The 12,825-nt window shown below is 39.6% G+C and carries 12 protein-coding genes and 3 tRNA genes; 12 read left to right on the plus strand and 3 right to left on the minus strand.

What is annotated here, in order from left to right:
• The first annotated feature begins 126 nt into the window (after window positions 1–126).
• The 3 genes from ACZ8ZH_RS15635 (at window position 127) to ACZ8ZH_RS15645 (ending at window position 472) form a co-directional block, all read left to right on the plus strand.
• Window positions 127–202, plus strand: a tRNA-Lys gene (locus tag ACZ8ZH_RS15635).
• A gap of 19 nt (window positions 203–221) precedes the next feature.
• A tRNA-Lys gene (locus tag ACZ8ZH_RS15640) sits at window positions 222–297 on the plus strand.
• Window positions 298–396: 99 nt separating this feature from the next.
• A tRNA-Lys gene (locus ACZ8ZH_RS15645) sits at window positions 397–472 on the plus strand.
• 145 nt (window positions 473–617) lie between these two features.
• Here ACZ8ZH_RS15645 and ACZ8ZH_RS15650 read toward each other — a convergent pair.
• The gene (locus ACZ8ZH_RS15650) at window positions 618–1,268 is read right to left on the minus strand and encodes a hypothetical protein (protein WP_086209630.1); all 651 of its coding nucleotides are present in this window, start codon (window positions 1,266–1,268) and stop codon (window positions 618–620) included.
• Window positions 1,269–1,541: 273 nt separating this feature from the next.
• On the opposite strand from ACZ8ZH_RS15650, the gene ACZ8ZH_RS15655 reads away from it, so the two are divergent.
• A complete protein-coding gene (locus ACZ8ZH_RS15655) occupies window positions 1,542–1,817 on the plus strand; it encodes a PspC domain-containing protein (RefSeq protein ID WP_086209631.1) in 276 nt (91 codons plus the stop codon).
• 94 nt (window positions 1,818–1,911) lie between these two features.
• Here ACZ8ZH_RS15655 and ACZ8ZH_RS15660 read toward each other — a convergent pair whose 3' ends face one another.
• Window positions 1,912–3,012 (minus strand): HPP family protein, encoded by a 1,101-nt coding sequence (locus ACZ8ZH_RS15660; protein WP_086209808.1) that lies wholly within the window; start codon window positions 3,010–3,012, stop codon window positions 1,912–1,914.
• A 375-nt stretch (window positions 3,013–3,387) separates the two neighbouring features.
• Between ACZ8ZH_RS15660 and ACZ8ZH_RS15665 the strand changes: the two genes are divergently transcribed.
• From ACZ8ZH_RS15665 to ACZ8ZH_RS15700, 8 genes are all read left to right on the plus strand, one after another.
• Window positions 3,388–3,873 (plus strand): hypothetical protein, encoded by a 486-nt coding sequence (locus ACZ8ZH_RS15665; protein WP_086209632.1) that lies wholly within the window; start codon window positions 3,388–3,390, stop codon window positions 3,871–3,873.
• 97 nt (window positions 3,874–3,970) lie between these two features.
• Entirely contained in the window at window positions 3,971–4,960 is a 990-nt protein-coding gene (glyQ, locus tag ACZ8ZH_RS15670; RefSeq protein ID WP_086209633.1) for a glycine--tRNA ligase subunit alpha, read from the plus strand.
• Window positions 4,960–7,029 carry a glycine--tRNA ligase subunit beta gene (gene glyS / locus ACZ8ZH_RS15675; protein ID WP_119064094.1) on the plus strand — a complete coding sequence of 690 codons (2,070 nt, stop codon included), beginning with the start codon at window positions 4,960–4,962 and terminating at the stop codon, window positions 7,027–7,029. The genes glyQ and glyS overlap by 1 nt, the downstream gene beginning before the upstream one ends.
• A 105-nt stretch (window positions 7,030–7,134) precedes the next feature.
• Complete coding sequence (locus tag ACZ8ZH_RS15680; RefSeq protein ID WP_470247778.1) at window positions 7,135–8,289, plus strand: DUF4062 domain-containing protein; 1,155 nt, start codon at window positions 7,135–7,137, stop codon at window positions 8,287–8,289.
• A 12-nt stretch (window positions 8,290–8,301) separates the two neighbouring features.
• Window positions 8,302–9,327 (plus strand): IS30-like element ISAba125 family transposase, encoded by a 1,026-nt coding sequence (locus ACZ8ZH_RS15685; RefSeq protein ID WP_001988464.1) that lies wholly within the window; start codon window positions 8,302–8,304, stop codon window positions 9,325–9,327.
• A gap of 541 nt (window positions 9,328–9,868) precedes the next feature.
• Entirely contained in the window at window positions 9,869–10,258 is a 390-nt protein-coding gene (locus tag ACZ8ZH_RS15690; protein ID WP_004978867.1) for a hypothetical protein, read from the plus strand.
• 299 nt (window positions 10,259–10,557) lie between these two features.
• The gene (locus ACZ8ZH_RS15695; protein WP_119064098.1) at window positions 10,558–11,079 is read left to right on the plus strand and encodes a hypothetical protein; all 522 of its coding nucleotides are present in this window, start codon (window positions 10,558–10,560) and stop codon (window positions 11,077–11,079) included.
• A 167-nt stretch (window positions 11,080–11,246) separates the two neighbouring features.
• A complete protein-coding gene (locus ACZ8ZH_RS15700) occupies window positions 11,247–11,810 on the plus strand; it encodes a hypothetical protein (protein WP_119064100.1) in 564 nt (187 codons plus the stop codon).
• Between the two features lie 51 nt (window positions 11,811–11,861).
• Here ACZ8ZH_RS15700 and ACZ8ZH_RS15705 read toward each other — a convergent pair whose 3' ends face one another.
• Window positions 11,862–12,818 carry a 2-hydroxyacid dehydrogenase gene (locus ACZ8ZH_RS15705; RefSeq protein ID WP_119064102.1) on the minus strand — a complete coding sequence of 319 codons (957 nt, stop codon included), beginning with the start codon at window positions 12,816–12,818 and terminating at the stop codon, window positions 11,862–11,864.
• Window positions 12,819–12,825 lie beyond the last annotated feature (7 nt).

Consider the following 12,825-nt stretch of genomic DNA (forward strand, 5'->3'; position numbering starts at 1 on the left):
AAATTGTTTGTTTTTTAACTTGATAATCGCAAATTTGTTGTATTTATAATCAAACATCAACAAGTTTGCGATTTTTTACTTGCGCTAGATGCATATCTTGCTACAATACGCTCCATCAAATGATATGGGTCGTTAGCTCAGCTGGTAGAGCAGCGGACTTTTAATCCGTTGGTCCCGCGTTCGAATCGCGGACGACCCACCACTTCTTTGATACCCTTGATGGGTCGTTAGCTCAGCTGGTAGAGCAGCGGACTTTTAATCCGTTGGTCCCGCGTTCGAATCGCGGACGACCCACCATCTTTTTGTAAAATCTGGTTTTACAAACCTGCTCAGGTTCGAATGCTTTAAAATCCTTTTTTAAACTTTCAGCGAATATTTCTTCGTACACCTTGCTCAGGGTCGTTAGCTCAGCTGGTAGAGCAGCGGACTTTTAATCCGTTGGTCCCGCGTTCGAATCGCGGACGACCCACCATTTATCTAAATCCTTTCTTATAATTCTTCAATAGTGCTTCATATATTCAGCATTATCTTCAAAGAACAATCTCTCCTTTTACGATATATCTCAGTATCAACAAAGACTCTGCTTTAGCAAATAAATGACCATAGAATACAATATCTTAGTTATTTGGCTCACGTTTTAAAGTATATGCCCGCTCTAACTTTGGAAAACCACGTGCATACAACTTTTGGTTATTTTCATCTAAATTATTACTTTTATTCAAATCCATCTGTAGAGTCTGTGCATCAATCACTCGATAATAGAAATTCAGGCCTTCCTTACGATGCACAATCAGCTCGGTCCGTTCTTTGTCCATGGTCCACGTATCACGGCGATAATTTAAGTGTGTAAAACCTGGCCGTTGTTTTTCAGAAAAAACCTTCCCTAAACGAACAATACTGCGGTGTACAGTACCATCGGGCAAAAAATTCAGAATAAAATCAGCTTTCCCTGTTTCACATGGGAAAAAATAGCCATCACATTGAATTTGTGTACGATAACGGCCGATAAACTGCTGCTCACGAATGTCAAGCTTACGCGGTGCATAATCTGAGTCATCCTGCATGGTGGCGCGTCCAGCGACTTCCGTCAGCTTTTTACCGGAATGTTCATTCTTAGCAGGTGTATCTTTCATGCTGGTAGGCTCATGTTGCTGTGATGCCTCGGAATGCCCATTATCACAACCAAATAGCGATACACCAATAAGCCCCACCACGATTCCTCGTCGTAATATAGCCATTACCCCTTGATGTTCTGGTTTTAAGTTCATTCCACACTCACCACATCAACGTGATTTATTTCCATACAAATCATGAGTTTCTATTCCAACCATTCACTATACTTAACACTTAATTCGTTTTCATGGCTAAAGCTGAATACATAAGCGCGGGACATTTTAATCCGTATAAAACCCAAGCTTTTCGTAAGTTACATAACTTTACTTTTTAATTGCCTCCAGCACCTTTAAAAACGTATTTGTGTCACCATTTTTAAAGTATGAGTTCATCAAGTAACTCACATTTTATATTTTAAGGAGACCTAGATGGCCAATGTTGGTTTATATCGCTCTAACCGCTCAAACATGATTGCTGGTGTGATGGGTGGTATTGCTGAACGTTTTGGTTGGAACGCAAATTTACTTCGTATTGTTTTCATCACCATTTCACTATTGAGTGCCGCATTCCCTGGAATTTTGGTTTATCTCATCCTTTGGTTAGTGATGCCGAAACAAAAAGACTATATTGAGCACTCTCCACAGGCTCAAGCTGGTTATCACAATACAATGCGTACCGTTAACCCAGATCATCGCAACCCATAAACGCTGTCTTTCGTCTCAAAAAAGTTTCTTTTTATGCTACGACATCTTCCCCCAAAGTGTCGTAGCTTTTTTTTGCCTACAACATTCACACGACTTAGCGATGCTGCAATTGGCGGTATAAGGCTGCAATCATATCTGCTCGGCTAATAATACCAACCAAGACTTTGTTTTCAACCACAGGGATATAGTTAAAAGAACGCTCAACAAAGTAAGGAATTAAATCTTGCAGTGCTTGATCTGGCTGTACGGTCACCACTTGACGACTCATAATATGCTTCACCTGATCTTGCCAAGATGTACGTAAGTCTGTCGCCTTCTGGAACCACTCCACGACCTCATATAAAGCCAAGGTACCGCATAAATGTCCTGCACGATTCAACACTGGCAAACTCATTAAATTAATCTGTTTAAATTTATCTAGAGCAACCTGAATATCTTCATCATCGTATAAGCACAGTACATCCTTACTCATAATGTCCTGACAACGTAAGTCTATCTGAAAACGCGTATCCGCTTGAGCTTGGGCCTTTAAAATCAATTTTTGTAAATCATATTCACTAATGTCGAGTAACTGTGTTTCTTTCGCTAAAACGCGATGAATATCCTCGGGTTGGATCGTCACTTTCTGAGTTGGTGTTGGATCTTTGGAGCGCCGATTAAGCTGGGTCGCAACTTGCGGATATTGACGCCCAATTAAACGATTAAAGACAACTGCAATGCACAGCAATACCCCAGAATTAAGCAATACAGGATAAGCAATAAAATAATATCCTAACTGATGTACTACATCTCCCCCCAAAACAGCAGTGATTGCTACAGCACCACTTGGCGGATGTAATGAGTCTGTCGTCATCATTAAAAAAATAGATAATGCAACAGCAATACTAAATGCTTCCGTTAAATTGGGAATATAGAGTGCGCAACTGACCCCAATAATACCCGCAATAATATTGCCAACAACCATATTCCAAGGCTGAGCCAAAGGACTGGCAGGCACAGCAAAAAGCAGTACAGAAGATGCTCCCATCGGTGCGATATACCATGCATTAATTCCCCCCAACACCCACCAACTGATAAGCGAAGACAAGGCTAAACCCAATAATGCACCCAGACCACAGAGCATTCTTTCCTTTAGCGGTAACACTTTAAAATTCGGTTTTAAGGTATTTAACCATTCAAGTTGCATATGAAACACAGCCACCCTTCTATTTTTTCGCACTCAACTGGTGCAAAATTATACGTGGTCTCACCAATAAGATGCATCTATTTTACATCTTATTTTTATGAGTAATTCTGCTGAATTCTTTAGTGAACGTATTGCTGTAACTGCACAACCCGGTCAGCATCACTTCATTATAACAACACCGATAAATACCATTAGATTGAAATAATGAAAGTCAGCTTTGTCCTCAATATCATGTGTATTCTCATTGTTTCTCTTTTTGTATATTGATGCCTTATTTAGACTACTTTCAAGCATTGCAATAACACACCCTCATGTGCTATTTCATAACGTAATAGTTTGCTACTTTAAGTGCCAATCTAACTATAAAATCATAATCAGGCCAACATGAAATCCATTACTAAAAAGCTCTTTCAACCACTACAACAAACGAAAAAGGGAATAACAGCAAATTTATTCCTCGCCCCCATTGGTGGACTACCAGCTACTTGTATGGCTACATTGATTATTGCAATCATGAGTGGTCAGGTGACCAACGCCAAAATTTTGCTGTATCTATTTATGATGATTCTTCCTGCTTTTTTATTCTATTTATGTTTTTTCTATACCCCCTATCTTCTGCTCTTTTTAGTATTACAGCATTTTCATAAATTCAATCTCTTCAATATAGGGTTGGCAACGCTATTCGGCTTCCTCAGCTTTTATTACATTTCTTATCCCCATCGTTTTTTAGATGTATTTACCCTAACAGTGTTAGTCTTATTTTTCATTTTACCCACAGCTGTTTTTTTTGTTTTCCTCAGCTTAAAAAGCCATAAACAAATCATGGAGGAAAAAAGTAACCTTCGCCAAAAACCTAAAGATAATCACTAAAATTACTATTCTGTATTTTGCACAGAAACTTTGCCACTCCCACCTAAAATCCTTATACTTAGAACCAATTTTTTCTTATATTTATAATGGATGCTGCATGAGTCGCGCCATATCGCATATTGATACATTCCAAGGCTTAATTCTTGCCTTACAAAACTACTGGGCTGAACAAGGTTGTGTGATTTTACAACCTTACGATATGGAAATGGGTGCAGGGACATTCCACACTGCAACATTCTTACGCGCACTTGGGCCTGAAACTTGGAACGCAGCATACGTTCAACCCTCACGTCGCCCTAAAGATGGTCGTTATGGCGAAAACCCAAACCGTTTACAACACTATTACCAGTTCCAAGTAGTACTGAAACCCAACCCAGACAATATCCAGCAACTGTATCTAGACTCATTAAAAGCCATTGGTATTGATACCCTGACCCACGACATCCGTTTTGTCGAAGACAACTGGGAATCTCCAACGCTCGGTGCATGGGGCTTAGGTTGGGAAGTTTGGCTCAACGGTATGGAAGTGACTCAGTTTACCTACTTCCAACAAGTCGGTGGTGTTGAATGCTACCCAGTGACGGGTGAAATCACTTACGGTCTTGAACGTTTAGCAATGTACCTACAAGGTGTCGATTCCGTTTACGATCTGGTTTGGACCAAAGGTCAATTCGGTACTGTGACTTATGGCGATGTATTCCATCAAAATGAAGTTGAGCAATCGACCTATAACTTTGAATATGCCAACGTTGAAAAAATGTTTGAATTATTCGATTTCTATGAAGCAGAGGCAACTCGCTTAATGGAAGCTGAACTTCCACTTCCTGCCTATGAACAAGTGATTAAAGCGTCACACAGCTTTAACTTACTCGATGCACGCGGTGCGATTTCTGTAACTGAGCGTCAACGTTATATTTTACGTGTACGTACTTTGGCGCGCTCTATTGCGCAAAGTTATGTGGCGGCTCGTGCCAAACTTGGTTTCCCAATGGCAGAACCACATTTACGTGATGAAGTTTTAGCTCAATTGAAAGCTCAGGTTGAAGCGGAAGCGGCTCAAGCAGAAAAATCAGCGGAGAACAAATAATGTCTAAACATACCGTTTTATTTGAACTTGGCTGTGAAGAACTTCCCCCAAAAAGCTTAAAAACTTTACGTGATGCATTGCAAGCTGAAACCATCAAAGGCTTAAAAGATGCAGGCTTGGCTTTTGATTCTATCGAAGCCTATGCAGCACCGCGCCGTTTGGCATTGAAAATTATCAATGTCGATGCTGCGCAAGCAGATACGCAAAAACGCTTTGATGGTCCTGCTGTACAAGCAGCTTATGATGCCGAAGGTAAGCCAACCAAAGCACTTGAAGGCTTTATGCGTGGTCAAGGCATTACTGCGGATCAAGTTTCAACTTTCCAAGCAGGTAAAGTTGAAAAAGTTTGCTACTTAAAAGATGTCAAAGGCCAAAGTCTTGACGTTTTACTGCCACAAATTTTACAAACTGCACTGGATAATCTTCCAATTGCAAAACGTATGCGTTCTGCGGCAAGCCGTACTGAATTCGTTCGTCCTGTAAAATGGGTGGTATTACTAAAAGATAACGATGTGGTTGATGCAACAATTCAAGATCACAAAGCAGCGAATGTGACTTATGGTCATCGTTTCCATGCGCCTGAAGCGATTACTTTAGCCAATGCTGATGCTTACTTAGATGCACTTCGTGCGGCAAAAGTTGTGGCGAATTTTGAAGAGCGTCAAGCGATCATAGATCAACAAGTTAAAGCGCTTGCGGATGAAGTCAATGCGATTGCGATTGTGCCTGCGGACCTTCGTGACGAAGTAACGGCATTGGTTGAATGGCCTGTTGCGCTTCGTGCAAGCTTTGAAGAGCGTTTCCTTGCTGTGCCTCAAGAAGCGCTGATTACCACCATGCAAGACAATCAGAAGTATTTCTGTTTGGTGAATAGCGATAACAAATTACAGCCTTATTTCATCACCGTTTCAAATATTGAGTCTAAAGATCCGACTCAAATTATTGAAGGAAATGAGAAAGTTGTACGCCCTCGTTTGTCTGATGCTGAATTCTTCTTCTTACAAGACCAAAAGCAACCGCTTGCATCTCGTAAAGAAAAACTCGCCAATATGGTTTTCCAAGCACAGTTAGGTACGTTATGGAATAAATCTGAACGTATTGCTAAATTGGCTGTGGCTTTATCTGCAATCACAGGTGCAAATCCTGCCGATGCTGAAAAAGCAGCACTTCTTGCAAAGTGTGATTTAACTTCTGAATTGGTCGGTGAATTCCCTGAACTTCAAGGGATTGCGGGCACTTACTATGCACGTATTGAAGGTGAAAATGATGAAGTTGCTGAAGCTTTAGGTGAACAATATTTACCTAAGTTTGCAGGTGACGTTTTACCGCAAACCCAAACAGGTACTACGATTGCCCTTGCGGACCGTTTAGATACTTTGACTGGTATTTTCGGCATTGGTCAAGCACCGACAGGTTCGAAAGATCCGTTTGCACTACGTCGTTCTGCGATTGGTATTTTGCGTTTAGTGACTGAAAACAATCTTGATGTTTCGATTGAAGAATTGATCAAGCTTGCTTTGGCTGCTTATGGCGATGTATTGAAAGACCACGATAAAACTTTAGCGGATGCGGTTGCATTCCTTGAAGGTCGTTACCGTGCGAAATACGAAGATCAAGGCGTTGCTGTTGATGTGATCCAAGCCGTTCAAGCACTTTCTCCCAAATCACCTCTTGATTTTGATAAGCGTGTGACTGCGGTGAATTATTTCCGTAGTTTGCCTGAAGCTGCTGCTTTAGCTGCTGCGAATAAACGTGTTGCCAATATTTTAGCGAAAGAAGCTGCACCTACGGGTGAAATTATTGAATCTAAACTGGTTGAAGATGCTGAAAAAGCACTTTATGCAGAGATTCAAGCAATTCTGCCTGTGGTTCAACCGCTTTTGGCTGCAAAAGACTACACTGCTGTACTTTCTAAGTTAGCTGCGTTACGTGCGCCAATTGATGCTTTCTTTGATGGCGTTATGGTGATGGCAGATGATAGCGACTTGAAAGCAAACCGTTTACGTTTGCTGGCTCAGTTACGTGACTTGTTTACAAGTGTTGCGGATATTTCAGTGTTGCAGCACTAAGCTAAATATTTGAAATAAGAAAACCCGCTAAATGCGGGTTCTTTTATTGAAAAATTAATGTTTTGCGACTATAACTATTCTTTGAGTATCAAATTAAAAAACTCTATGGCAAAACAAATAACAACTTTAAGCATATTCCTAGCATCACCTTCTGATGTATCTAATGAAAGAAGTATTGTCAAAGAAGTAATTAATGATCTGAATCAATCCTATTTAAAGGTACTTAACTTAAATTTTGAACTTTTAAGCTGGGAAAACTCTACTTTTCCTAGTTTTGGAGAATATCCCCAAGATGTAATCAATAAACAAATTGGTGATGATTACGATATTTTCCTTGGTATTCTTTGGTCAAGATTCGGAACACCAACAAATAAGGCTGAGTCAGGAACTATAGAAGAATTTGAACGTGCAAATGCCAGAAGATTAAAGAACGAACAACTTGAGATTTGCTTTTATTTCAAAACAGATCCTATTGATCCTTATAAAATCAATTTTGAACAATTTCAAAAAATTAAAAACTTTAAAGATAGTTTACCTCAATTAGGTGGGTATTATTGGGAGTTTAATAGTCAAAATTTTATAAAAACACTAAGAGATCATCTAATAAAAATTAGTCAAAAATGGTTATTAAAACCGAACATCGTTCAATCACAAATATCTTTAAAAGAAACAGCCACTAAACAATCCAAAATAATAGAAGTCGAAGATGAAGGAATTTATGACATATTTGAAAATATGAATGAACTCTTTCAAAATGCTACAAATGCACTAAATAATTTTAGTGATTTAACCAATTCTCACAGTGCTCTAGTTAATAATTATACTAAACAACTAGATAATATCCCTGACGATTTTAAAGCACGAAAGCGAATTATTAATAATTTTAGTGAAAACTTAACAGAATATTGTGTTAAATCAAAAGAAAAGTTTAGCGACATAAAGCTAAATTTAGACCTCACAATTGGTAAATTTGAAAAATTTTATAAAATATACCCTGAAATTCATAATAATGACAATGCAATAGGTTTCCAAACAATGATCCTAGGTTTCGATCATATTATTGAATCTATACCTACAATGGGTAATGGTATTTCAGGCTTTTTAAATGCTGTTAAACAAATGCCACGGATGACTACGGAGCTTAATCGTTCAAAAAAATTAATGATTGATACTTTAGAGCCATTTTTAAATTACCTTTATAGTATCGAACAGAGCTTCGGCAGAGTAAAACTTGAAGTGCGACATAAACCACCTAATTAATTTAAAGGGTTTATGGAGTATATAAAATTGTCATACCATCATCTTAACTTTGAAGATCGTACTGCATTAATGCTTGAGTCAAGAAAAGAAGGCTTTTCAGCCAGAAAATTTGCTGAACTTATTAAAAGACATCCTAGTACGATCTATCGTGAGCTTAAAAGAAATAGCATCAATGACGTTTATCAAGCTCAATATGCTTCTGATAACACTTTTGCTAGACGTAGACGTGGTCACAGAAAACTCAAAATCGATTCAATCCTCTGGAAATTTATTGTTGAAGCGATCCGTTGTTTATGGTCTCCTCAGCAAATAGCAAAGCGTTTAAAGACATTTCCTGATTTGGATCAAACAATGAATGTAAGCCATACAACGATTTATTCAACGATACGAGCATTACCCAAGGGTGAGTTGAAAAAAGACTTATTATCCTGTCTACGTCATGAAAATAAAAAGCGAAAAGCTAACGGTGAACCTAAAAAAGATTCTATATTACAGGATATTAAAACTATTCATGAGCGCCCAGCCGAAGTTCAAGAAAGAAAAATACCGGGTCATTGGGAAGCTGATTTAATTAAAGGTAAAGACAATAAAAGTTCGATAGCAACACTTATTGAACGAAATACACGGCTCTGTATCTTGGCAACATTACCTGATGCAAAGGCAGAATCAGTGCGCAAGGCTTTAACTGAAGCTCTGAAATATTTACCTGCAGAACTGCGTAAAACGTTGACCTATGACCGTGGACGTGAGATGTCAGAACATAAAATACTCGAAGAAGATTTAGGCATAGATGTATATTTCTGTGACCCACATTCACCCTGGCAAAAAGGCACATGCGAAAATATGAATGGTTTAATTAGGCAATATTTACCTAAAGGGATTGATTTAAATCAGGCAGATCAGCATTATTTAAATCAAGTTGCCATGTCACTGAATACTCGTCCTAGAAAGGCGTTAGATTGGCTTACACCATTAGAGAAATTTGCTCAGCTTGTTGATTATCATATGGCTTTTGAAACTGTCGCACCTCATGTTTGAATTCGCCTTCATATTGTTAAAAAGAAACGGGAGTAATCTCCTAAATAATTTACCGAAATGAAATTCATCCATCATGTTAAAATATTTTAAAGAAGTACAAATGACTAAATTATATAGACTATTACTAACCATCACAGTAATCCCCCCACCGCTTGCTCAACGACACCGACCAATCCCAATGCACCTGTGGTTTAGAACAGCATAAAAATATCTCTACTGAGCCAAACACAACTTGGCATTTCTGATTAAATGAAAAGACAACTGCCTTATTGAATTTACAAATAGCGTTGAAAGAGTTAAATAATTTGTATCTAGATATATTGTTTTCATTCTTAATTCACACAATCATGTAGTTTTGTTAACCACCCAATCACGACACTACCCTAAGACACTTTTCACCAAAATTAAAATTTCCTAAATTCTATGCCTAAATCACTCTTCCTTAACCTGTATTAATTTACTCATACTTCGAGATGAATATTTGCAATAAGGCCTCAATTCCCTATACTCAACCTAACAACTCGCAACAAGAACGAACCTTATGAAATTAAAAACTGTACTTTTCGCTACTTTTGCTGCCCTTTCTATTACAGCATGTACATCTCAACCAACGATTCCACAGTTGACAGCGGGTGTATTACAAGAAGTCCAAGACATTGAAGTCTATCCAGACACAACCAATAACAAAGCAAAACTGACCAAATTTGAAGACAAATGTGTCATCGAATTTACGGGCAACCTCAAAGCAGGCAAAGTCGTAGAACAGTGGGCGTTCCGTGACTACACCCTCATCACAGGTGGTTCAGCAACCTTTGCACTCGATGGTACAAGCACAGCAACCAAATTTGAATTACACGATGCAGAAGTACAGAAAAACTTCCTCGCACTACGTAATCACTTTGCAAAAGAAGCCCTAGCGCAATGTAACTAAGCAAATCGTCATCACTGGTACAACATCAGTGATGACTACTCTCAAAAATCTATTGCATCGTGTCTTTTTACTTCAATATCAGTCTCTATATTCTTTACATTTAAAACAACGACTACGCATAAATTTACATAATTTTAATCAATTAACCGAACAACACAATTTTCAGCCCAGTGTTCATGCGCTGTTGCCGCATTGTGCGACTTTCATATCAAACGCTATTTTTGAGCTCATTTCTGTCTATGATGACTGCTGTTCTGAACTCCTCATCGGGTTCTGTCATAAGAGGTAGAAAATCAAAGATGAAAGTTTTAACAAAAACACTCACCGCTTCGGCTTTAACCACTGCACTTTTAGCCTCCACTTCCCTATTTGCAAATACCACAGCCAATACATCGGCCAATGTTCAAGTTCAAACCTCGCAGCCAAGCGTATTGCAAAACTTAAAACATGATGTCAAACATGCCGCACATGCTACAGGTGAAACGGTTGAACAAGGTGCCAACAAAACCAAAGCATTCAGCAAAGAAAAATGGCAAGACACCAAAGAATTTTCAGCTGAAAAATCTGCTGTCGTAAAAGATAAGGCTGGTGACGTTAAAGACTCTGTTGAGCATAACACCAAAAAAAGTGGTCACTATATAGCGGATAAAGCGAAACAAGGCCAACAAGCGACCAAACAAAAATGGCAGGAAACTAAGCAAGCTGTCAGTGGTCAACCCAAACGTGCTGACTTAAATGGGCAAGCTCAAGTAGAACTAGATACACCTGTTGCTAAAGCCAAAGTCGGTTCATCTGCGGATGCCGCCGTTGGCGCGAAGTAGAAGTTAAACTCCTCCAGAGTTGAGAGAGCCCACATGCTGGGCTCTTTTTTTAGCTATAGACGTTTGCACACAACGCTTATTTACAACCAAGCACATGAAATTCACACAAAGAGGCTTTATGCTAAAACGCTGATTTATGCACGATAGCCCAAGAGGTACACTGCTCTATGAACATGATGAAAACAACACTCTTCTGCACTCTTTTAATGACAACAGCAGGTGTATGGGCACAAACAGAAACCACTACTCAGCAAGCACAAAAGCCTATTACGCCTTATGGTAAAAATCCCAATATCTTTCACGTTTGGGCTTATAAAACTCAAGAAGGTGTGATTAACACGGCGGAAAAAGTCGGTACTGCAACAGAAAAAGGCATCCAAAAAATTCGCCCTTCTGCACACAAAGCCTTGGACAGCGCAAAAACTATTACCAACAACACCGCAGAACAGGCCAAAGAAACAGGACAGCAAGTCACTCAAAATGTGAATAAAAAGCTGCATGAAACCAAGCAAGTGATTACTGGTCAAACGGATCAACCCGCTCCCATTTACCAAGGCAGCTTGAGTCAACCTTCATCTGCACCCGTAGATGCTCCTGCGGTTCAAGCGCCTTCATTCTCATCTCCACAGCCTGTCGCACCACAAATAGTAAATGAACCTACGATTACCCAAGCACCGTCATCATTTACACCTGCTCAAACAGAAGAAGAAATTAAAGTGACTAAGCTTTAATGAAAAAAAAAGCCCATCAGTTGATGGGCTTTTTCATTGTCATCATTTGCTTTAATTCACCCGACGGATTGGCTGTCCAGCTTGAAAAGCTTGAGCATTTTCCACCAATTGCTGCACCATGCGCTGACGTGCATCGACACTGCCCCACGCGCTGTGTGGTGTAATGATTAAATTCGGCAGACCAGCCTCCAATAAAACATTACCCTGTTTAGGTGGCTCAACGGTTAGTACATCAGTAGCTGCACCCGCAATTTCCCCCTGTTTTAACGCATCGACTAAAGCTGCTTCATTGACAATTCCACCCCGTGCACAATTAATTAAAAAGGCACTTTTTTTCATTTTTTTGAAAGCTTGAGCATCAATCAGGTTAAGCGTGTCATCGGTTAATGGACAATGCAGACTGACAAAATCCGATTGCGCTAACAAGTCATCAAAGCCCACTCGTGTTGAGTCAGCATGTGGACGGTTCGGCAAATTGCCCACCAGAACCCGCATGCCGAAGGCTTCAGCGAGTTTAGCCACTGCCTGCCCCAATTCCCCATACCCTAAAATACCCAAGGTCTTACCGGAAAGTTCAATAATTGGATAATCCAGTAGGCAAAACTGCGAAGCTTTATTCCATTCGCCCTGTTGCACTGCACGGTCGTATTGCAAGCATGAGGTTGCAAGGTTGAGCATCAACATTAAAGTGTGCTGTGCCACTGCTGCCGTACCATAACCCTGACAATTACACACCACAACACCTTGTGCTTTGGCTTGCTGCAAATCAATGTTATTGCTGCCTGTAGCAGAGATTAAAATCAACTTTAACTGAGGGCATTGTTTTAAGGTGTCGGCATTCACCATCACTTTGTTGCTAATAATCACATCTGCGTCTTGCACACGCGCAACAAGCATCTCAGCATCGGTACTTGGGTAGAGGATCAGTTCATCAAAAACAGCATGCAGTGCTTGAAAGTCCAAATCATTTTTATCTAAGGATGCATAATCTAAAAATACGGCTTTCATTGCTCAC

It is taken from the genome of Acinetobacter sp. SW-226 (assembly GCF_055632855.1).

Excerpts from the sequence above, each read along its gene's own strand:
- ACZ8ZH_RS15655 (WP_086209631.1), top strand. The coding sequence starts at position 1,542 with ATGGCCAATGTTGGTTTATATCGCTCTAACCGCTCAAACATGATTGCT.
- ACZ8ZH_RS15685 (WP_001988464.1), top strand. The coding sequence starts at position 8,302 with ATGGAGTATATAAAATTGTCATACCATCATCTTAACTTTGAAGATCGT.
- glyS (WP_119064094.1), top strand. The coding sequence starts at position 4,960 with ATGTCTAAACATACCGTTTTATTTGAACTTGGCTGTGAAGAACTTCCC.
- ACZ8ZH_RS15665 (WP_086209632.1), top strand. The coding sequence starts at position 3,388 with ATGAAATCCATTACTAAAAAGCTCTTTCAACCACTACAACAAACGAAA.
- ACZ8ZH_RS15680 (WP_470247778.1), top strand. The coding sequence starts at position 7,135 with ATGGCAAAACAAATAACAACTTTAAGCATATTCCTAGCATCACCTTCT.
- glyQ (WP_086209633.1), top strand. The coding sequence starts at position 3,971 with ATGAGTCGCGCCATATCGCATATTGATACATTCCAAGGCTTAATTCTT.
- ACZ8ZH_RS15650 (WP_086209630.1), bottom strand. The coding sequence starts at position 1,268 with ATGAACTTAAAACCAGAACATCAAGGGGTAATGGCTATATTACGACGA.
- ACZ8ZH_RS15705 (WP_119064102.1), bottom strand. The coding sequence starts at position 12,818 with ATGAAAGCCGTATTTTTAGATTATGCATCCTTAGATAAAAATGATTTG.
- ACZ8ZH_RS15695 (WP_119064098.1), top strand. The coding sequence starts at position 10,558 with ATGAAAGTTTTAACAAAAACACTCACCGCTTCGGCTTTAACCACTGCA.
- ACZ8ZH_RS15690 (WP_004978867.1), top strand. The coding sequence starts at position 9,869 with ATGAAATTAAAAACTGTACTTTTCGCTACTTTTGCTGCCCTTTCTATT.
- ACZ8ZH_RS15700 (WP_119064100.1), top strand. The coding sequence starts at position 11,247 with ATGAACATGATGAAAACAACACTCTTCTGCACTCTTTTAATGACAACA.